Origin of the sequence: Nocardia sp. CA-135953 (assembly GCF_050955735.1) — a bacterium.
GTDB lineage: Bacteria > Actinomycetota > Actinomycetes > Mycobacteriales > Mycobacteriaceae > Nocardia.
Genome location: NZ_CP192082.1, coordinates 5,028,334 through 5,048,765 on the forward strand (window position 1 = coordinate 5,028,334; position 20,432 = coordinate 5,048,765).

A 20,432-nucleotide genomic window follows, 5' to 3' on the forward strand; every position below is an offset into this window, starting at 1 on the left:
CACGCGTCTTTTGGAGATCTAGCAGATCTAGCAAGCTATCTTCTCGGTTCATTCTGTCACACCAGGGCTACCCGTCGGCGTGGCCGCCCACAAACGTCATCGAGATGAAGACGACGAAAAGCAGGACCATAATCGACAGATCGAGCCGAATTCCTCCCAATGACACCGGTGGTATCAGCCGCCTCAGGAGTTTCACCGGAGGATCGGTGATCGTGAAGATCACCTCGAGGATGACGACGACGAAGCCGCTCGGGCGCCAGTCTCGGGCAAAGCTGCGGATGAACTCCACGATCACTCGGCTGATCAACAACAGCCAGAAGATGAACAGTACGAAGTACAGCACCGCAAACAAGGCCACGACCTCACTCTGCCCCAAAATCCGCGTCGCGCAAAATGACCACACCGCCCCATACGCAACGGGTCTAACAGAACCCCCGGATCACAGCGCTATTTCTGGTTGTAGAAGCCGGTTTCGGCGATCCTGCGACGTTCTTCGGCCGAGACGTCGACATCGGCCGGTGAGAGCAGGAACACTTTGGTCGCGACCTTGTCGAATGAGCCACGCAGCGCGAACGCGAGCCCGGCGGCGAAGTCGACCAGCCGCTTTGCGTCGGCATTGCTCAGATCGACCAGATCCATGATCACCGGGTTGCCCTCGCGGAAGCGCTCACCGATGATGCGGGCCTCGCTGTAGTCGCGCGGGCGCAGCGTCGTGATCTTGGACAAGGGACCTCCGTCCTCGAAGATCCCCGGCCGGCGTGCGGGCGCGGGCTCGGGGCGCACGCGCTCCTCCAGTCGCCGCTCCTCGGCCTCGGGATCGACGGCGAGCGCACCCCTGGTGGCTCCCCGCAGCATCGGCGCATTACCGCCCGCACGGAATCGGGACGCGCCCGGCGCGGCATCGATCCTGGTGGGACGCGGCCGCGCGTCATAGCGGTCGTCCACATAGGGCTCGTCGACATAATCGTCGCGCCGAGACACCGGGTATCCCGCCTTGTACGGCGACTTGTACGCCGGCTCAGGGTAATCCGGCTCATCGTCGTAGCGGTCTTCGGCATAGCGGTCCGCGCCGTAACCGGCGCGCTCGGAATAGTCACGGGGCCGGGGACGACGTGAGCCGCGCTCGTCCACACCCCGGGGGGCCGGCTCGGCGACATAGTCGTCTTCGTAATCCTCGAGCGGAACCATGCCGAAGTACGCCTTGAACTTGTGCAGCGTGCTCATTTCATAGACCTTCCTTCGGCCCCGGTGGCGGCCGGGTGTTGAAGTCTTGCTCAGTCCTCTCCAGTCCCAGCATATGTGTCGAATGTGACTGATGAGGTTTCTTTGCTACGCCGAGGTTATCGGTCGAGCGCCCATCAAGGCGGTACCGACACGCACACAGGTAGAACCGTGTTCGATCGCCGATTCCAGATCACTCGACATGCCCGCGGAGAGTTCGGTCGCTTTCGGATGGTCCGCGCGTACCAGCGAGTGCAAATGCGCAAGGCGTGCAAAGGCGTCGTCGGGCACGGCGTCGAGCGGGGGAATCGCCATCAGGCCCGCGAGCTGCAGTCCCGGTGCGGTGGCCACCCGATCGGCCAGTGCTACAAGCTCTTCCGGAGCGACACCACCGCGACCCGGATCCTCGTCCAGGCTCACTTGTATCAAGACGTGAACCGGTTCACCGCGCTCCCCCACCTCCAAGGCGGCCCGCGCCGCAGTGTCAAGGGCCGTTGCCAGACGTTCGCTGTCGACCGAGTGCACCGCATGTGCCCAGCGCGCGACGATCCGAGCCTTGTTGCGCTGCAGCCGGCCGATCATGTGCCAGCGCACATCCGCGAGTCCGGCCAGTTCGGTGACCTTCGCGGTGGCCTCCTGCTCCCTGGACTCGCCGAATTCCCTGCAGCCCAAGCGATGCAGGATGGCGATATCAGTGGCCGGGAAGAACTTCGTCACGGGCAGCAGCCGCACCGAATCCGGATCACGTCCGGCCGAATGACAAGCCGCGCCGATTCGCTTGTTCAGATCGGCGAGATTCGCCGCGAGTTCGGCGGTCCGGCCGTCCATGGCCTCGGCCGCAACGGATTCCGTACTCATGCGTCCGCCTGTATCCAGATGACACCCGCCATGCGCCCGGTCGGTGCGCCGCGGCGATGACTGAACAACGTCTTGTCCTCGATCGTGCAGCGCGGATCGATGGCCACCCCGCCGATTCCAGCTTCGATCAGCTGCCTTTTGATTCCGGCGCGCAGGTCGAGTCCGGGAGTGCCGCGCGCGGTGGTTGTCGCGCTGCCGGGCAGATGCGCCTCGACATCGGCGCGCATCGCGGCGGGCACCTCGTATTGACGACCCGATGCGGCCGGGCCGAGGAAGGCGCCGATCCGCTCGATGCCGGCGCCGGCCGCAACCATCGCGTCCAATACCCGCGGCACAATGCCGATGCGCGCACCGATTCGTCCGGCGTGCACAGCCGCGATCACCCCCGCTTCGTCATCGGATAGCAGGATCGGTACGCAGTCCGCGGTGAGCACCACCAGTGCCAGGCCCGGCACGGTTGTCACCAGTGCGTCGGTGGCGGGCACCGGCGCATCCGGTGGCCCATCGATGATTTCGACATTGCGCCCGTGGATCTGTTCCATCCACACGAGCCGATCCGGCGTCAGGCCGATCCCCTCGGCCAGCCGGTCCCGGTTCCGCTGAACGGATGCCGGGTCGTCCCCCACATGATCCCCGAGATTGAACGAATCGTATGGCGGCGCCGAGAAACCGCCCGCTCTCGTGGTCGTCACTCGGCGAACGGCTCCCCGGACCCTTTGCCGGTCCTCGGGCGCCTCAGCACCACCGTCGCGGACCGGCGGTCGTGTGCTCAGCTGGGCGCTGGGCGTCCCCGACGGGTTACCCATGTACGTACAAGATCAGGTGTTGCGTGGGCATACCGCCCAGTGTGCCAGTCGCGCCTTGCGATTTGCTTATAACCTACCGGCGCATGAACGAAGGCACGTCGACATCGTCGTCGTCATCGGAATCCGGCGGCTCGATATGCGAGCGCGTAGTGTGTGCCGTCGGCTCGGCCAGCGTGCGCGCCCGCTCGGAATCCCGATAGCTGGGCACCGCACCCCGTGTAGAGCCGGTTTGACCTGCGGCGGAAGCCGTTTCGGTACGTGCGGCCGCGGCGATCTCGCTGGCCCTGCTGGTCTGGCCGATCTCGCCGGCCCGACCCGACCCGATCGCGCCGCGACCCGCCTCGAAGGTGCGCCTGGCCGGACCGCCGCCGTCGAAACCGGCCGCGATCACCGTGACGCGAACCTCATCGCCGAGCGAATCGTCGATGACGGTACCGAAGATGATATTCGCCTCGATATGCGCGGCCTCCTGCACCAGCGAGGCCGCCTCGTTGATCTCGAACAGACCCAGATCCGAACCGCCCGCGATCGAGAGCAGTACGCCGTGCGCACCATCCATCGATGCCTCGAGCAGCGGCGAATTGATCGCCGATTCGGCGGCCTTGACCGAACGGCCCTCGCCACGCGCCGAACCGATGCCCATCAAAGCGCTGCCCGCGCCGGACATCACGCTTTTCACGTCGGCGAAGTCGACGTTGATCAGACCCGGGGTGGTGATCAGGTCGGTAATGCCCTGTACACCGTTGAGCAGCACCTCATCGGCGGAGCGGAAGGCGTCCATCAGACTGACCGCCGCATCGCCGAGCTGCAGCAGCCGATCGTTCGGGATGACGATGAGCGTGTCGCAGGATTCGCGCAGCAGGTTGATGCCCACTTCGGCCTGGTTGCCACGGCGCTTGCCCTCGAAGGAGAACGGCCTGGTGACCACACCGATGGTGAGCGCACCGAGTTTGCGCGCGATGCTCGCGACGACCGGTGCGCCACCGGTACCGGTGCCGCCGCCCTCACCCGCGGTGACGAAGACCATGTCGGCGCCCTTGAGCACCTCTTCGATCTCGTCCTTGTGATCCTCGGCGGCTTTGCGACCGACCTCCGGGTCGGCACCGGCGCCGAGACCGCGGGTGAGCTCACGGCCGACGTCGAGCTTGACGTCGGCATCGCTCATCAGCAGCGCCTGCGCGTCGGTGTTGACCGCGATGAACTCGACTCCCTTGAGTCCCTGTTCGATCATCCGGTTGACGGCATTCACGCCGCCGCCACCGATGCCGACGACCTTGATCACAGCAAGGTAGTTGTGCGGGGGCGTCATGGGCTCTCGCCTTCCTTCGATCTAAAGTCTGTCGTTTTCGGGTTCTCGACATTCAGCCTGTGACAGTCCGGGCAAACTCTAAACCTCAACCACAGGGTTAGCGTTATGTCAAGTATCCGACTGCTGCGGAACGCTATTCGCAGCCGCCGCGATAGACGCGCAGGCGCGCCGAAACGACTGACAGAATCTTGTGTGATCCCTCTCGTCTCACCGCGCAACACGTCGTATCGTGAACGGTTGCCCCCGAACCCCCGGTCTCGCTGGGCTGTTCCCACTGTGGTCACAGTTCCATCGAAAAACCCCTGGGCACAATGGGTATCGATCACTTTACCGTGACCAGATTCGGACTCGAAACATCGAACACCGTTCCATCGCGGGTCAACAGCGGCATCACCACGGCCGCCTTGCGTTCCGCGTCATTAGTTCCTCCCCACAGTACCGTGCGGCCGTCCTGCAGGTTCAGCGAAATATCCGAAATCGACCGCGCGACAACCTCGTCCACTTGCACGACCAGCGCCACGGGCAGTACCGACAGAACCGAGGCCGCTGCCCGGGTGACCGGATCGTCGCCGCCAGGATGTTCCGTGGTGAGCCTCGGAACGGCGATGGGCGCCTCTTCGATCGCGAACTCCACACCCTCCGCATCCAGCAGATGCGCGCCTTGCGGACTGTCCCAGAACAGTACTGGCGTGCGCTCCACCACCGTTACCTTGACGGTGGACGGAAATACGCGTTGCACCCGTGCCGTGCGGACCTTCTGAATGCTCGCCACCCGCCTGGCCATCGCATCTGTGTCGATGCGCAACATCGAGCGGCCGGACGGGATCTCGAGTTTGTCGCGCACCTGTTCCTCGGGCACCGCCACCAAACCGTCGATCTCGACCGTGCTCACCGAAAGCACCGGGGTGAACCAGGCCAGTACACCGACCACGGTAAGGACGCACACGCCGAGCAAACTCCACAGGCGCAGGCGACCCCGGTGTGCCCGGTCGAACCAGTCACCCGCGGTTCGCATCGCGGGTCACCGCCCGTATTGCGGACGAGCGCGCAGGCCATCGAGAATCTGACTGCCGAGCATCGTCACATCACCCGCGCCCATGGTGATCACCACATCGCCGGGCAGCGCCAGACCCGCGACCTGACGACCGACCCGCGACATATCCGGCTGGTAGTGCACGGGTTTGGTGACGGCTTGTGCGACGAGTGCGCCGTTGACGCCGGGCAGCGGCTTCTCGCGCGCTCCGAAGACATCGAGCACGACAACCTCGTCGGCAAGGCTCAGCGCCGCGCCGAAATCCTTGGCGAAGGTGGCGGTGCGGCTGTAGAGGTGCGGTTGGAACACCACGATGACCCGGCCCTGTCGGGAGCGGGCACCGTCGCGGGCCTCCTGCTGCACCAGCTCCGCCGCCGCGCCGAGTACCGCACGCACCTCGGTCGGGTGGTGGGCGTAATCATCGAAGACGCGCACCCCGTTTTCCCGGCCCACGAACTGGAACCGGCGGTGCACACCGCCGAAACCCTCCAGCCCCTGGATGATTTCGTCCACATCCGCACCGGCGGCGCGTGCGGCGAGCAGCGCGGCCAGCGCGTTGAGCGCCATATGCCGACCGGGCACCGAGAGTCGCAGGGTGCGCGGCGCGGCCTCATCGGCGAGCTGGAACTGAGCCAAGCCGCCGACATCGCGCGGCTCCCAGCTGTGCAGCCGCACGCCCACCGGCACCGGCGCGTCGGACAGCTCACCCGACCCGTAGCCGAGAACCCGAACGTTCTTCTCCGCCAACCGCGCACCGACCCGCTCGGCCAGCGCCCGTGAACCGGGATCGTCCAGACACACCACCAGCAGCCCGCCGGGGCCGACGCGATCGGCGAAATCGTCGAATACCTGGACATAGGCCTCATCGGAGCCGAAGAAGTCCAGGTGATCGGATTCGATATTGGTCACCACGGCGACATCCGGGTCGTACTGCAGCAGCGAGCCGTCGCTCTCGTCGGCTTCGGCGACGAAGATCTCGCCGGTGCCGTGGTGGGCATTGGTGCCCGCCTCGTTGAGTTCACCGCCGACCGCGAAGGACGGATCGAATCCGCAGTGCTGCAGCGACACGATCAGCATGGAGGTGGTCGAGGTCTTGCCGTGCGTGCCCGAGACCAGCAGCGTGCGATGTCCCTGCATCAGCGAGGCGAGTACGGCGGGACGCAACAGCACCGGAATATCGCGCCGATTCGCCTCGACCAGTTCGGGATTGGTCTTCGGGATGGCCGCGTAGGTGGTGACCACCGCAGTCGGGCCGCCGGGCAGCAGATCCAGGGCACTGGCATCGTGACCGATGCGCACCTGCGCGCCCCGGGCCCGCAGCGCGAGCACACCACGACTCTCCTTGGCATCCGAGCCGGAGACCGAGCCACCGCGCGAGAGCAGGATGCGAGCGATGCCCGACATCCCCGCCCCGCCGATACCGACCATATGCACGCGTGCCAATTCGGGCGGCAGGGCCGAGCGCGTCTCGTCGGCGGTGTTGGACTGGCCGCGCTCGCGGGACCCTTCGTGGTTACGCTCCGCTACCGCCTCCGGGCCCGTCGCTCCCGCAGCAGTGTTGGACTGGCCGCGCTCGCGGGACCCTTCGTGGTTACGCTCCGCTACCGCCTCCGGGCCCGTCGCTCCCGCGGCAGTGTTGGATTGGCCGCGCTCGCGGGACCCTTCGTGGTTACGCTCCGCTACCGCCTCCGGGCCCGCCGCTCCCGCGGCGCCGACGGCCCCGTATTCGGTGGCATCGGCTCCCGTGGTCACCGGCCGCTCACCTCGACGACAATGCGCGCCAGCTCGTCGGCGGCGTCGCGGTGTCCGGCGCCTGCGGCGGACAGGCTCATCTCGATCAGCCGTGCGTGGTCGGTCAGCAAAGGTATCACCTCGTCGATCACGTATTTCGGGGTCAGCTCGGCATCGGGGACGATTCTGCCACCCCCCTGACGGACGATCGGCCTGGCATTGAGTTCCTGCTCACCGTTGCCGTGCGGCAGCGGTACATAGAATGCGGGCAGACCGACCGCCGACACCTCGGCGACGGTCATCGCGCCGGATCGGCAGACGACCGCGTCAGCGGCAGCATAGGCCAGGTCCATCCGGGAAAGATACGGCACGGCGATATACCGCGCCCCACCCTCATCCGATTCCGCGACCTCGAGGGTGTTCTTGGGTCCGTGCGCATGCAGTACCGAAACTCCCGCCGCGGCCAGCTGTGGCGCCGCGCCGGAGATCGCCTTGTTCAACGAGACCGCACCCTGCGAGCCACCGAAGACGAGCAGGACCGGTCCCTCGGCGGGCAGGCCGAAATGCGCACGGGCCTCGGCCTGCAGTGCGGCCCGATCCAGCGAGGTAATGGACCCGCGCACCGGAATGCCGATGACCTCGGCCCTGGCCAGACCCGAATCGGGTACGGCGGCAAGCACTCTGGCCGCGCGCCTGGCGCCGACCTTATTGGCGATCCCCGCCTTGGCATTCGCCTCGTGCACCACCACCGGCACCGCGCGCCTGCGGCCGAGCGCGCCACGGCCCGCGGCAAGATAGGCGGGCAGTGCGACATAGCCGCCGAAGCCGACGATCACATCGGCCTCGACCGCATCGATGACCGCCCTGGTCCTGGCCACCGAGGCCCGGACGCGGCCGGGCAGCCGCAGCAGATCCGCGCTCGGCTTGCGCGGCAACGGCACCGGCGGGATCAACTCCAGCGGATAGCCGCGTTCGGGCACCAGTTTGGTCTCGAGTCCGCGTTCGGTGCCGAGTGCGGTGACCCGGATCGAATCATCGAGTCGCCGCAGCGCGTCGGCGACGGCCAGCGCGGGCTCGATATGTCCCGCGGTACCACCGCCCGCGACGATCACCGACAGTGGTTTGCGGGGTCGCTCCGCACTCACCTGGGTCTTCCCCGATCTCTCGCATGGTTTATCGGATAGTTCGGCTCCCATGCCCTGGTCGCCCGCAGCGAACTCGTTCCCCGGCTCTCGGGCACGCGGCGTCGACCGGATTCGGACTGGCCGCGCCGCCCCTGCGGCAGTGCGGCCCGTGCCCGGTCGGCCCGTGCCCGGTCGGCCTTGGCCCGGTCGGCCTTGGCCCGTTCGGCCTTGGCCCGTTCGGCCGCCTTGGCCGCGGCCGAGCGGGCACGGGCCGCGTCTGCCTTCGCCGGTGAGTACACCTCAGGCTTGGGCAATCGCAGCAGTCGGCTGAATCTGCCGTCCTGCCCGGCCTGCAGCGCCGAAATCGCCTCGGGCTCGTGCCGGGCCGCATTGGCGATGATGCCGAACATGAACAGGGTGATCGCCAGCGACGAACCGCCCGCCGAAACCAGTGGCAGCTGCAGACCGGTCACCGGGAGCAGGTTGACCACATAGCCGATATTGATCAGCGCCTGGCCGGTGATCCAGGTCGTCGCGGTCGCGGTGAGCAGCCGCAGGAATGGATCGACCGAACGGCTCGCGATGCGCAGGCCGGTGTAGACGAACAGTGCGAACAGGCCCAGAACCAGTGCGCAGCCGAGGAATCCGAGTTCCTCGCCGATGATGGCGAAGATGAAGTCGTTGTGCGCGTTCGGCAGGTACTGCCATTTGGCGCGGCTCTGGCCGAGGCCGCGACCCCAGATCCCGCCGTCGGCCAGCGAGTACAACGCCTGGCGCGCTTGATAATTGATGCCCTGCGGATCGTCGCCCGGATTGAAGAAGGCGCGCATCCGGTCCGAGCGATAACCGGCGGACAGCGCGAGGATGCCCGCGGCGATGATGCCCGAAATCGCGATGGTGACGAACAGCCGCACCGGCAGCCCGCCGAACCACAGCAGTGCGGCGAGCACGATGCCCAGTGCGATGGTGGTGGACAGGTTCGGCTCGAGCACGACGAGCAGGCACACCAGCAGACCGGCAGGCACCAGCGGCACCAGAATGTCTTTCAAGCCGGCCTGTTCCGAGCGACGCGAGGCGAGCAGATGCGCACCCCACACCACCAGCGTCACCTTCACGATCTCCGATGGCTGCACCGAGACCGGCCCGAGGAAGAACCAGCGCCGCGCACCCTGCACCTCCGAGCCGATGCCGGGAATCAGCACCAGCAACAGCGCCAGCACCGAGATCGCGAACAGCGGAAACGACCATTGCCGCAGTCGGCGCAACGAAATCCGCAGTGCCAGATAGAACAGCACCGCACCGATCGCGGCGAACATGGCCTGCTGGATGAACAGCGAATACGCCGACCCGCCGTCGACATACGCCTCGACGCTCGATGCCGACAACACCATGACCAGACCGAGCACCGTCAGCAGTGTCGCGATCGTGACGACGAGATGGAACGACGCGAGCGGGCGCGCCAGCCAGGCGCCGAACTTGGTGGCCGCCAACCGATTCCGCCGGGTCGTCTCGGTCATAGATGCCGCCCGATGTCACCGTCTTCCAGCGCGGCCACCGCCGCGGCGAAACTGCGCCCGCGGTGGGTGTAGTCGGCGAACATGTCCAAGGAGGCCGCGGCCGGAGCCAGCAGCACAGTGTCCCCGGGGCGGGCGAACTCGGCCGCAGCGCGCACGGCCCGCGCCATCACGGCCTCGGCGCTCGCAGCCCCATCGATCCCAGCGTCACCCATTCCTGCATGGTCTCCCGCGCGGACCTCGACAACCGGGACCTCGGGCGCGTGTCGCGCCAATGCGGCCGCGATCACCGGCGCGTCGGCCCCGATCAGCACGGCCGCCACGAGGCGATCGGCGGTCTCCTCGACCAGATCCTCGACCGATGCACCCTTCAGCTGCCCGCCTGCGATCCAAACCACCTGCGGGTGACCGAGAATCGATGAGCGGGCGGCATGCGGGTTGGTGGCCTTGGAGTCATCGATGAATTCGACACCGGACACCTCGCGCACGAAGGCGGCCCGGTGCGGACCGACCCTGTGCTCGATGAGACCTTCCCGCACGAATTGTGGTGCCACGTCGATGGCCCTGGTCAGCGCGGCGGCGGCGAGTGCGTTGGCGACACCGGCCGGTCCCTTGGGGCTGATATCGCCGACCTCGGCCAGGATCGCGGCCTTGGTGAAGGCACGGTCGAGCAGTTTGCCGTCCACGACACCGAGTTCGCCGTCGGCGGGTACACCGATCCGGAAGCCGACCGTCCGGCGCGCCTTACTGCGCCGGGCCAGCGAGGCGGCCACCGGATCGTCGAGTCCGACGACACCGACTCGGCCGTAGAGCGCCCTGGACTTGGCGGCGGCGTAGGCATCGAGGCCGCCGTGCCAATCCAGGTGATCTTCGGCCACATTCAGCACCACACCGGCCTCGGGCCGCACCGAAGGCGCCCAATGCAATTGGAACGAGGACAACTCGACCGCCAGCACCTGCGGACCGGGATTGCGGCGCAGCGCGTCCAGGATCGGCAGTCCGATATTGCCGCAGGCGACACTGGCGATACCGGCCGCGCGCAGGATCGAATGCACCATCGAGGTGGTGGTGGTCTTGCCGTTGGTGCCGGTCACCACCAGCCATTTACGGACCGGACCGTAGATCCTGGCCTGATCGACCCACCAGGCGAATTCGACATCGCCCCAGACCGGGGTGCCCTCGGTCACCGCGGCGGCGAGCACCGGCGAATCCGGCCGCCAGCCCGGACTGGTGATGACCAGTGCGAAGCGGCTCCAGTCCGCGGTTTCCAGTTCGGTGCAGGTCGCGATGTCCAGACCGAGCCCGGCCGCCTCTGCCAATGCGGCGGCACCGCCGTCGGTGATCACCGGACGCGCGCCGATATCGCGCAGCGGTTCGATCAGCGAGCGACCCGACACACCCCATCCGGCCACCAGAACGTCACGGCCACGCAGGAATTCGAGCATAGGCCCCGGTGTGCGCAGGGCCCGCGGAGAATGTTCGACCATCGCTACTTCACCCGACCGCTGAGAGATATTCGCTGTAGAACAGGCCGAGTCCGACCGCCGACGCCATCGCCGCCAACAGCCAGAACCGAATGATCACCGTAGTCTCGGCCCACTTGCTGAGTTCGAAGTGATGATGGAACGGCGCCATCTTGAATAGCCGGTTGCGGGTTGTGCGGTACACCGCGACCTGCAGTACCACCGAGGCGGTTTCCGCGACGAACAGCGCACCGATCACGACCATCAGCAGTTCGGTGCGGGTCGTGATGGACAGGCCGGCGAGCATGCCGCCCAGGGCCAGCGAACCGGTATCGCCCATGAAGATCTTGGCGGGCGCGGCATTCCACCACAGGAAGCCGACACACGCGGCGGCGGCCGAGGCGCAGACCAGTGCCAGGTCCAGCGGATCGCGCACGTTGTAGCACCCCGCCTCCGGGATCGTCGCGCAGGCATTGCGGTACTGCCAGAACGTGATGATCACGTAGGCACCGAGCACCAGGCTCATCGAACCCGCGGCCAGGCCGTCCAGGCCATCGGTCAGGTTCACCGCATTCGACCAGGCCACGACCAGCAGACAGACCCAGCACAGGAAGATGATCACGCCCATCGACACCGTGGTGATATCGCGGACATAGGACAGATGTTTGCTCGCCGGAGTCAATCCGTTGCCGCCACGGAACTGCAAGGCGAGGATGCCGAACAGGACCGCGGCGCTGAGCTGGCCGACGTATTTACCCGCGGCCGACAGACCGAGATTGCGCTGCTTGCGCAGCTTGATGAAGTCATCGAGGAAGCCGACCACACCGAGTGCGGTGGTCAGCCCGAGCACCAGAATGCCCGAGGCGGAAGGTCCGTCGGCGTCGTAGCCGATACCGATCAGATGTGAGCCGAGGTAGCCGGCCCACATGCCGACCAGAATCGCCACACCACCCATGGTCGGAGTGCCGCGCTTGGCCTGATGACTGGCCGGACCATCGACCCGGATCTCCTGCCCGAAGCCCTGCCTGGCGAAAATCCGTATCAACAGCGGCGTCAGCAGGATGGAGACCGCCAAAGCGATCCCAGCCGCGAACAGAATCTGCCTCACGACTCAGCCTCGCTGAGGCTCGGCTCCGTCGTTCGGCCGATGGCCGCTGTGCCTTTGGTTCGCTCGCTCACGCCTGGCGCCTCCGTGCTACCCCGACTGATTCCCGCACGTTCCGCGCTGGTCAAATGTTCGGCGACCGCCCACAGTCCGACCGCCTTGGATGCCTTGACCAGCACCACATCGCCCGGTTCGACCTCCTTGTCGAGCAGCGCGACGGCCGCGCCGATATCGGGCACGAGGATCGACTCCTCGCCCCACGAGCCTTCCATTACCGCGCCCTGGTGCATCGCGTGGGATGGCCTTCCCGTGCCGACCACGATCAACCGTGAGACATCCAGGCGCACCGCGAGGCGGCCGATCCGGTCGTGTTCGATGACGGATTCCTCACCGAGTTCACCCATTTCGCCGAGTACGGCCCAGCTGCGGCGCGGGGTGTCGCCCGCACGCGACATGGTCACCAGCGCCTTGAGCGCGGCGCGGACCGAATCCGGATTGGCGTTGTAGGAGTCGTTGACGACGGTGATGCCGTCGGCGGTGGTCCGCACATCCATGCGGCGGGCCGATGCGGCATGCGCGCCGCCGAGTGCCTGCGCGACGGTTTCGAGGTCCGCACCGCATTCGAGTGCGACGGCGGCGGCGGACAGCGCATTGCCGACCTGGTGTTCGCCGTGCACGGCGAGCCGCACCGGGATGCTGCCCTTACTTGTGTGCAGCGTGAACCCCGCGCGTGCCTCGACATCGAGATGTACATCGGTGGCGCGGATTTCGGCATTGCCCGCTTGGCCGACCGTCACCACGCGGGCCTTGGTGCGTACGGCCATCGCGGCCACCTGCGGATCGTCGGCATTGAGTACGGCCAGACCCGTCGACGGCAACGCCTCGACGAGTTCGCCCTTGGTCTTCGCGATCGCCTCGCGACTGCCGAACTCACCGAGATGGGCGGTGCCCACATTGAGTACGACACCGATCTTCGGCGGCGCGACCTGTGCGAGCGCGGCGATATGGCCGGGACCGCGCGCGGACAGTTCCAGTACCAGGAAGCGGGTGTGGGCATCGGCGCGCAGTGCGGTCCACGGATGGCCCAGTTCGTTATTGAACGATCCGGGCGGCGCGACGACCGGACCCAACGGCGTGAGCACGGCCGCGAGCAGATCCTTGGTCGAGGTCTTACCCGATGAGCCGGTCACCCCGACCACGGTGAGTCCGCCTGCTGCGGAAAGACGTTCGACGCTCACCCGGGCGAGCGTAGCGAGCGCGGCCAGCACCGCAGCACCGGACCCGTCCGAATCACCGGCCAGCGCAACGGATTTCGCGGGCACGGTACCCGGACTGGGGGCCACCACGATCGCGGGAACGCCCACCGGACGGGCCGCGAGCGCCGCGACCGCTCCGGCGTCGACGGCAGCCTGCGCATAGTCGTGACCGTCGGCCTGTTCACCGGGCAGGGCAAGGAAAAGATCCCCGGAACCGATTCGGCGCGAATCGAATTCGACCGAACCCGTTACCGTCACCTCCGGGTCGGGAGCGTCGTGCAGCGTGCCGCCGACGACCTCCGCGATCTCCCGCAGCGTCATCTCGATCATGAAACCGTCATGTCCTCCGCGTCCGACCCCTGCGGACTCTGCTCAGTATTGGATCGGCCGCGCTCGCGGGGCCCCACGTGGTCACGCTTCGCTACCGCCTCCGGGCCCGTCGCTCCCGCGGCAGTGTTGGATTGGCCGCGCTCGCGGGGCCCTTCGTGGTTACGCTTCGCTACCGCCTCCGGGCCCGTCGCTCCCGCGGCGTTGTCGTCCTGCGGGCCCCCGTCCCGTCGCTCCAACGCCGCCGCGAGCACCTCGCGGTCGTCGAACGGATGCTTCACGCCCTGGATCTCCTGCCCTGCCTCATGTCCCTTGCCTGCCACCAGCACCACGTCGCCGGGACGGGCCCAGTCGACGGCGGCGGCGATGGCCGCGGCCCGGTCCCCGATTTCGCGTACTTCACCGCGTTCGGCCTCCGCGACCGCCAGCGCGCCTCGGCGCAGCGCGGCGCGGATCGCGGCGGGATCCTCGCTGCGCGGATTGTCGTCGGTGATGATCAGCAGATCGGCGCCGCGCGCACCGGCCGCACCCATCAGCGGGCGCTTACCCGCGTCCCGGTCGCCGCCCGCGCCGACGACCACAGCCAGCCGACCACCGGTATCGGCCGCGGTATTGGATTCGCGGCGCTCGCGGCGTCCTCCGTGGCCACGCTCCGCTACCTCCTCCGGGCGCGTCGCTCCCGCCGCCAGATGACCGCGCAGCGTGGCGATCACCGACTCCACCGCCGCGGGCTTGTGCGCGTAGTCGACGATCGCGAGGAAGTCCTGTCCGCGCTCGATCCGCTGCATCCGGCCCGGCACGTCGACGGTGGCCAGTGCTGGCGCGGCGACGGCGGGCTCCACTCCAGCGGCGGTGCACACCGCGACCGCGAGCAGTCCATTGGCGACGTTGTAGCGGCCCGGAAGCCGCAGGCGTATATCGACATTCGCCCCCGGTCCGGCAGCGGTGAACTCCTGCTCGCCGCCGTGCGCGGACACCTCGCCGGTGAGCTGCCACGTGCCGGGACCGTGGGTGGATACGGTGATCGGATCCGTGAGATCGGCGGCGAGGCGCCGTCCCCATTCGTCATCGACGCAGATGACCGAGGTGCGTGCGGCGACCGGCGACTCCGGTTCGAAAAGCCTGCGCTTGGCGGCGAAGTAATCCTCGAAGTCGGCGTGGAAGTCCAGGTGGTCCTGGGAGAGATTGGTGAACGCGCCCACCGCGAAGCGCACACCGTCCACCCGGCCCAGCGCCAGCGCGTGACTGGAAACCTCCATGACGACCGCATCCACACCCTGCTCGACCATCAGCGCGAACATGGCGTGCAGCTGCGGCGCCTCGGGCGTGGTCAATGCGCTCGGCACCCGGCGCCCGCCGATCCTGGTCTCGATGGTGCCGATCAGCGCCGTGGACAGGCCGCCGGCGGCCAGCCCGGCCTCCACCAGATACGCAGTGGTCGTCTTGCCCGAGGTGCCGGTGATACCGACGATGTGCAGCCGCCCGGACGGATTGCCGTAGAGCGCGCCCGAAAGCTCGCCGAGCACCGACCTGGGCTGCTCGCGCACCAGCACCGGCACGCCGAGCTCACCGGCCAGTTCGGCGCCCGCGGGGTCGGTGAAGACCGCGACCGCGCCCCGTTCGACGGCATCGCGCGCGAAACGTGCGCCGTGCGCCTGCGCGCCCGGCAGTGCGGCGAACAGATCACCCGGCTGCACCGCATGCGAGCGCTGCTCGATGCCGGTGACCTGGATCTGCGCGAGGTCGGCTCGCGACGAGCCGGCACCGGTCATGGCCAGTACGGCGGACAACGACGTCGACCGCGGATGGGTCGGCCGGAGCACGTGCTGGCTGGACTGCGCGGGCACAGGACTCCTCTCGGGAATCGGCATGGACGGGACTGGGTGGATCTAACTGGGTGGATCTATAGGAAAGGCGAGAACGTCGAGTCAGGTTACCGACGTCGGCTCACCGCCGGGCAACGCGGCTCCAATCTTATGAAGCCTGCAGAACGAACCGTCGCGACGGCTCGGATGAAGGGGGGATACGGTCACGCTGCAGCGCCCAGGAGGCGATGTTGTGGAACAGCGGCGCCACCGACCCGCCACCGCTGCCGTCGGAACTGCGAATCGGCGCGTCGAGCATCAGGCCGATGACGTAGCGCGGGTTGTCCGCGGGAGCCATACCGGCGAAAGTGATGTAGAACGACGAAGTCGAATAGCAGCGGCAGCTCGGGTCGACCTTCTGGGCGGTGCCGGTCTTGCCCGCCACCTGATAGCCGTCGATCGCCGCGGACCCACCGGTCCCCGTCTGCACACCCGTCGGATCGCGCTGCACGACCGCCTGGAACATGGTGCGCAGCGTCGCCGCGGTCTGTTCGCTCACCACGCGCACACCATCGGGCTGTGGCTCCTCGGTGCGGGTGCCGTCCGGTGCGGTCTCGGATTTGACGATGCGCGGCGGAATCCGCACGCCGCCATTGGCAATGGCCTGGTACATCCCGGTCATCTGCAGGGTCGTCATCGAAATGCCCTGTCCGATGGGCAGGTTCGCGAAAGTACCGCCGGACCACTGGTCGCGGGCCGGCACCTGGCCCGGGCTCTCACCGGGCAATCCGACACCGGTGCGCTGCCCGAGCCCGAAGCGGTTGACCATATCCGCGAACCGGTCCTCGCCGACCCGCTGCGCCAGCATCAGCGTGCCGACATTGGAGGACTTACCGAAGATGCCGGTGGTGGTGTACGGCAAAGTGCTGTGCTCCCAGGCATCGTGCACGGTGACCCCGGACATCCGGATCTCGCCGGGCACCTGCAGCACCTCGTCGGGATTGGTCAAGCCGTATTCGATGGCCGCGGCCGCGGTCACGATCTTGTTGACCGAACCGGGTTCGAAGGGGTCCTGCACCGAGGGGTTCTGCATCTCGGCATTGCCCCAATGCTGCGGTCCCAGCGCCGGGTTGAAGGTGTTGTCGTTCGACATCGCCAGCACCTGGCCGGTCTTCGCATCCAGCACGACGGCCGAGGCCGCGTTCGCGCCGGACATCTCCTTGGCCTGCTGCACCTGCTGCTGCACGTAGTACTGCAGATCCGAGTCCAGGGTCAGTTGGACCGAGTAGCCGTTCACCGCAGGCTGCTTATCGCGCCAGCTGCCCGGAATGACCGCACCGTCGGAACCGCGGTCGTAGGTCTGCGAGCCGTCGGTACCCGCCAGCAGCGAATCCAGCGACGATTCGAGGCCCATCTGGCCGTGTCCGTCCCAGCCGGTGGTGCCGAGCACATTGGCGGCCAGCGAGCCGCCCGGATAATCGCGCACATCCTGGCGCTCGGCGCCGACCTCGGGAAATTGCACCTTGATATCGGAGGCTATGCGCGGATCGACATTGCGGGCGAGATAGACGAAGTCCGTATCGCTCTTCAGCTTGTCCAACAGTGCCGATTCGGCGGGCGCGTCCTTGCCGATCTTGTCGTGGATGGTCTTGGCGATCGCTTTGAGCCGCTCATCGGGATCCGGAGCCTTGGGCGACTTCTCCTTCGCATCGGTGAGTTGTTTGCGCACGACCACCGGCTGAAAGGTCAGCGCCTGCGCGCTCAGCGTGATCGCGAGGGACTTTCCGTTGCGGTCGGTGATGGGCCCACGGGTGGCGTACTCGGGCTCGTGGGTAGTGCGCTGACTGGCCGCCTGCGCGGACAGGCTGGGCGCCGAAATGCTCTGCACCCACAGCAATTGCAGCGCGACGACCGCCAGTGCGATCAGCATGATCACCCGCCCGACACCGAGACGCAGGCGCAGCGGCCGATCCGGGGCGGCCGTCCGCGGTCTGGACGCGGTTGCCGTCCTCGATGTCCCGGAGGCTCTGGTAGAGCCAGCCTTGGATGCCGACGGTCCGCGACGCTGACGCGACGCGGGCCTGGTCTGCCGCATGCTCATCGGGCGCCCTCGTCAGGGGAGGGCGCTGGTTGGGGCGTCTCGGACTGCGGCGCTCGAGCTTGCGCCGGTACGGGCTGCGGAGTTTCCGGTTGCGGTGTCTCCACCGGAGCCTGCGCGACCTGACTCGGCGCCGGCGCCGGGCCCGCCGGTGTCCGGCTGGGCGTCGGACTCGCCTGTCCCGCAACGGCGTTCGCGGGCCGGCCGGTATTCGACTGGGTGGGCGGCGCGGTCGGCGCGGTCGTCACCGGAACCAATCGTTCACCGCGGGCCTGGGCATTGCCCGTCGGCGGGACGGTCGGCGTTGCGGGCGAACTGTTCAGCGGCGGCACCGGCGCGCCCTGCGCAGGAGTCGGGTTGCCGATCACCGTTACCCCGCCATCCGGTCCGATCACCAGCCGGGCCGGATCCTTGGCCGGGATCATTCCGAGTTCGCGGGCCCTGGCGGCGAGTTCGGGCGCGGAGTCGGCGGCTTCGACCTCGCGCTGCAGTGCCGCGCGTTCGTCGGCCAGCTTGCGGTTGGTCGCTCTGGCATCCCCGAGCTGATAGCTGTCCTCCGCCGAACGGGTGGTGAGCAGCAGAGTGAGCGCGAGACCGCAGCCGAGCAGCGCAATGATGGCCGCCACGAACGGAATTCGCGAAGCCATCGCCGATGCGCGCTGCTTCGGCAGATCGTGCTGGTCCCCCGACTGCTCGGCCCGCATCCGACGCTTGGCGTAGGCCCGTTGTGCGGCACCCGATTTCACCCGCTCGGCGGCCTGAACCCGGCGAGCGATCCGGCCCGGCGCCTCGACGGTACGCGTGCGCACACTCATGCTGTCCCCTCCTGGATTCTCTCCGCCGCGCGCATCCGCACGGGCGCCGCCCTCGGGTTCTCTTCGATCTCTTGTTCGGTCGCCTTCTCGGCGCCCCGGGTCAGCAACTTGAATTCCGGTCCCATACCGGGCAATTCGACCGGCAGGTCGACCGGTGTCCGCGATGTCGTGCGCGGCGCCAACTCCTGTTTGACCACCCGATCCTCGAGCGACTGATACGACATGATCACGATCCGGCCACCGACCCGCAGCGAGTCCAGAGCGGCGGGCAGGGCGGCGCGCAGCGAGTCGAGCTCGCCGTTCACCTCGACCCGCAGCGCCTGAAAGGTCCGCTTGGCCGGATGACCGCCCGTCCGCCTGGTGGCGGCCGGTATTGTGGCATAAAGCAATTCGACCAATTCGGCACTCGTGCGAAACGGCTTCTGCTGCCGACGGCGCAGCACTTCGGATGCGATCTTGCCCGCGAAGCGTTCCTCACCATAGGTTTTCAGCACGCGCGCCAGATCACCGTGGCTGTAGGTGTTGAGCACATCGGCGGCGGTGATGCCGGTGGTCGGATCCATCCGCATATCCAGTGGCGCGTCGACAGAGTAGGCGAAGCCGCGCTCGGCCTCGTCTAGTTGCATCGAGGACACGCCGAGATCCATCAGGATGGCGCTCACCGATCCCGTGGTCGGCAATCCGGCCTGCTTCAGCGCGGCCGCGATTCCGTCATATCGGATGTGCACCAAGGTGATTCGGTCCGCGAACGGCGCCAATCGCTCGCCGGCCAGTGCCAGCGCATGGGTATCGCGATCGAGTCCGACGAGGTGGATATTCGGGTAGGTGCGGAGGAAGTGTTCGGCGTGTCCGCCCAAACCCAATGTGGCGTCGACGTATACCGCGCCGGGTTCGGCGAGTGCTGGACCGAGGAGCGCGTCGGCCCGCTGGAGCAGAACCGGAACATGGCGAGGACCGTCCTGTTCACGGTTCACCTCGACCTCCCGGAATCCTGCCTCGCGTCGTCGCGCATCGAGCCGTGTCAGTGGGATCACTCGCTGCGGGGTCGCCTTGTTACACAGCTACTTTCGAAAATACGAATGCCGCGGGGTCTCTGACCGGAGCCTCGGCACCTGGCGTCGGGGAAGTACGTCAGGGTCCGCGCGTCCGGGCAGAGGCCGCGTGGCACTCGTTCGCTCAGGGCTAGAAGATTCCGCCCAGCGACTCATCTCTCGCTTGCGCGTAGTCCTCCTCGTGCTCGGCGAGGTAGGACTCCCACGCCTGCTTATCCCATATCTCGAGGAAGTCGACCGATCCGATCACCACGCAATCCCGCGAAAGGTTCGCGTAGCGACGATGATCGGCCGACAACACGATCCGGCCCTGGGCGTCCGGACGCTGTTCATCCGTACCGGCCGCGAGTGCCCGGACGAACGCGCGCGCCTGCGGATTGCTTCGAGATGCCGCCGCGGCTCGCCGTGCGAGAGCGGTGAACTCTTCCCTGGGATATACGGCAAGGCTGTGGTCCTGACCCTTCGTGACCATCAACCCTCCCGCCAGATCGTCTCGAAACTTCGCAGGCAACGTCAGTCGCCCCTTGTCATCCAGCCGAGGTGTATAGGTACCGAGAAACAACCCGCTACCTCCCGGATCAACCCCGTGGTACGGGGAGCACGATCACCTCGGATGTATGCCCTTCCTCTTGTGCGCGCTCCACATTACCCCACTTTCCCCCACTTTCAATCGAAACTCGAGGTGATCTGGCTCCCCGCGTCGTCGATTACGCAGGTCATCTCAGCTATCACTGTGGTGGAGAACTTTTTCCGTGTTCTGGCGACACGCGCCACTCCGCGAGACGGGCGCCCGACAACTACCAGCAAACGTCCTGGTTCCCCAGGTTTCGGCCGGTAACGGGGGCGGCGCGGAGGCAGGCGGTGGGAGGTTGTGGGGGAAGATCGTGGGGTGCTGTGGGGGACCGCGCGCGGCGC

General features: G+C 67.3%; 17 protein-coding genes. All 17 read right to left on the reverse strand.

Annotated features, from left to right (window positions below):
• Positions 1–67: 67 nt before the first annotated feature.
• Complete coding sequence (locus tag ACQPXH_RS23105; protein ID WP_040688811.1) at positions 68–358, reverse strand: YggT family protein; 291 nt, start codon at positions 356–358, stop codon at positions 68–70.
• Positions 359–447: 89 nt separating this feature from the next.
• On the reverse strand, positions 448–1,224 hold the full coding sequence (locus tag ACQPXH_RS23110) for a cell division protein SepF (RefSeq protein ID WP_387294952.1): 777 nt from the start codon (positions 1,222–1,224) through the stop codon (positions 448–450).
• 105 nt (positions 1,225–1,329) lie between these two features.
• A complete protein-coding gene (locus ACQPXH_RS23115; protein WP_433598603.1) occupies positions 1,330–2,079 on the reverse strand; it encodes a YggS family pyridoxal phosphate-dependent enzyme in 750 nt (249 codons plus the stop codon).
• Positions 2,076–2,771 (reverse strand): peptidoglycan editing factor PgeF, encoded by a 696-nt coding sequence (pgeF, locus tag ACQPXH_RS23120; protein ID WP_433598604.1) that lies wholly within the window; start codon positions 2,769–2,771, stop codon positions 2,076–2,078. The genes ACQPXH_RS23115 and pgeF overlap by 4 nt, the downstream gene beginning before the upstream one ends.
• A 187-nt stretch (positions 2,772–2,958) precedes the next feature.
• The gene (gene ftsZ / locus ACQPXH_RS23125) at positions 2,959–4,194 is read right to left on the reverse strand and encodes a cell division protein FtsZ (RefSeq protein WP_433598605.1); all 1,236 of its coding nucleotides are present in this window, start codon (positions 4,192–4,194) and stop codon (positions 2,959–2,961) included.
• Between the two features lie 322 nt (positions 4,195–4,516).
• On the reverse strand, positions 4,517–5,209 hold the full coding sequence (locus ACQPXH_RS23130; RefSeq protein WP_433598606.1) for a cell division protein FtsQ/DivIB: 693 nt from the start codon (positions 5,207–5,209) through the stop codon (positions 4,517–4,519).
• A 6-nt stretch (positions 5,210–5,215) separates the two neighbouring features.
• Positions 5,216–6,655, reverse strand: a complete 1,440-nt coding sequence (murC, locus tag ACQPXH_RS23135; RefSeq protein WP_433603551.1) for a UDP-N-acetylmuramate--L-alanine ligase — start codon at positions 6,653–6,655, stop codon at positions 5,216–5,218.
• Positions 6,656–6,975: 320 nt separating this feature from the next.
• A complete protein-coding gene (gene murG / locus ACQPXH_RS23140; RefSeq protein WP_433598607.1) occupies positions 6,976–8,103 on the reverse strand; it encodes an undecaprenyldiphospho-muramoylpentapeptide beta-N-acetylglucosaminyltransferase in 1,128 nt (375 codons plus the stop codon).
• A complete protein-coding gene (gene ftsW / locus ACQPXH_RS23145) occupies positions 8,100–9,599 on the reverse strand; it encodes a putative lipid II flippase FtsW (protein WP_433598608.1) in 1,500 nt (499 codons plus the stop codon). Before ftsW ends, murG begins: the two co-directional genes overlap by 4 nt.
• Entirely contained in the window at positions 9,596–11,041 is a 1,446-nt protein-coding gene (gene murD / locus ACQPXH_RS23150; RefSeq protein WP_433603552.1) for a UDP-N-acetylmuramoyl-L-alanine--D-glutamate ligase, read from the reverse strand. Before murD ends, ftsW begins: the two co-directional genes overlap by 4 nt.
• A gap of 49 nt (positions 11,042–11,090) precedes the next feature.
• On the reverse strand, positions 11,091–12,167 hold the full coding sequence (gene mraY, locus ACQPXH_RS23155) for a phospho-N-acetylmuramoyl-pentapeptide-transferase (protein ID WP_387294933.1): 1,077 nt from the start codon (positions 12,165–12,167) through the stop codon (positions 11,091–11,093).
• Entirely contained in the window at positions 12,164–13,750 is a 1,587-nt protein-coding gene (locus ACQPXH_RS23160) for a UDP-N-acetylmuramoyl-tripeptide--D-alanyl-D-alanine ligase (protein ID WP_433598609.1), read from the reverse strand. The genes mraY and ACQPXH_RS23160 overlap by 4 nt, the downstream gene beginning before the upstream one ends.
• Positions 13,747–15,618 (reverse strand): Mur ligase family protein, encoded by a 1,872-nt coding sequence (locus tag ACQPXH_RS23165; protein WP_433598610.1) that lies wholly within the window; start codon positions 15,616–15,618, stop codon positions 13,747–13,749. Before ACQPXH_RS23165 ends, ACQPXH_RS23160 begins: the two co-directional genes overlap by 4 nt.
• Before the next feature lie 103 nt (positions 15,619–15,721).
• Positions 15,722–17,647, reverse strand: coding sequence for a peptidoglycan D,D-transpeptidase FtsI family protein (locus ACQPXH_RS23170; RefSeq protein ID WP_433603553.1), 1,926 nt, complete (start codon positions 17,645–17,647; stop codon positions 15,722–15,724).
• Positions 17,648–17,649: 2 nt separating this feature from the next.
• Positions 17,650–18,465 carry a hypothetical protein gene (locus ACQPXH_RS23175; protein ID WP_433598611.1) on the reverse strand — a complete coding sequence of 272 codons (816 nt, stop codon included), beginning with the start codon at positions 18,463–18,465 and terminating at the stop codon, positions 17,650–17,652.
• Positions 18,462–19,439: a 16S rRNA (cytosine(1402)-N(4))-methyltransferase RsmH gene (rsmH, locus tag ACQPXH_RS23180; RefSeq protein WP_433603554.1), complete on the reverse strand. Its 978-nt coding sequence runs from the start codon at positions 19,437–19,439 to the stop codon at positions 18,462–18,464. Before rsmH ends, ACQPXH_RS23175 begins: the two co-directional genes overlap by 4 nt.
• Positions 19,440–19,647: 208 nt before the next feature.
• Positions 19,648–20,079 carry a division/cell wall cluster transcriptional repressor MraZ gene (mraZ, locus tag ACQPXH_RS23185; RefSeq protein WP_433598612.1) on the reverse strand — a complete coding sequence of 144 codons (432 nt, stop codon included), beginning with the start codon at positions 20,077–20,079 and terminating at the stop codon, positions 19,648–19,650.
• Between the last annotated feature and the right edge of the window lie 353 nt (positions 20,080–20,432).

Coding starts and splice junctions, on each gene's coding strand:
- ACQPXH_RS23160 (WP_433598609.1), bottom strand. CDS start 13,750: ATGATCGAGATGACGCTGCGGGAGATCGCGGAGGTCGTCGGCGGCACG.
- ACQPXH_RS23130 (WP_433598606.1), bottom strand. CDS start 5,209: ATGCGAACCGCGGGTGACTGGTTCGACCGGGCACACCGGGGTCGCCTG.
- ACQPXH_RS23115 (WP_433598603.1), bottom strand. CDS start 2,079: ATGAGTACGGAATCCGTTGCGGCCGAGGCCATGGACGGCCGGACCGCC.
- ftsZ (WP_433598605.1), bottom strand. CDS start 4,194: ATGACGCCCCCGCACAACTACCTTGCTGTGATCAAGGTCGTCGGCATC.
- ACQPXH_RS23175 (WP_433598611.1), bottom strand. CDS start 18,465: ATGAGTGTGCGCACGCGTACCGTCGAGGCGCCGGGCCGGATCGCTCGC.
- ACQPXH_RS23170 (WP_433603553.1), bottom strand. CDS start 17,647: ATGCGGCAGACCAGGCCCGCGTCGCGTCAGCGTCGCGGACCGTCGGCA.
- murC (WP_433603551.1), bottom strand. CDS start 6,655: ATGGTCGGTATCGGCGGGGCGGGGATGTCGGGCATCGCTCGCATCCTG.
- ACQPXH_RS23110 (WP_387294952.1), bottom strand. CDS start 1,224: ATGAGCACGCTGCACAAGTTCAAGGCGTACTTCGGCATGGTTCCGCTC.
- ftsW (WP_433598608.1), bottom strand. CDS start 9,599: ATGACCGAGACGACCCGGCGGAATCGGTTGGCGGCCACCAAGTTCGGC.
- ACQPXH_RS23165 (WP_433598610.1), bottom strand. CDS start 15,618: ATGCCGATTCCCGAGAGGAGTCCTGTGCCCGCGCAGTCCAGCCAGCAC.
- murD (WP_433603552.1), bottom strand. CDS start 11,041: ATGCTCGAATTCCTGCGTGGCCGTGACGTTCTGGTGGCCGGATGGGGT.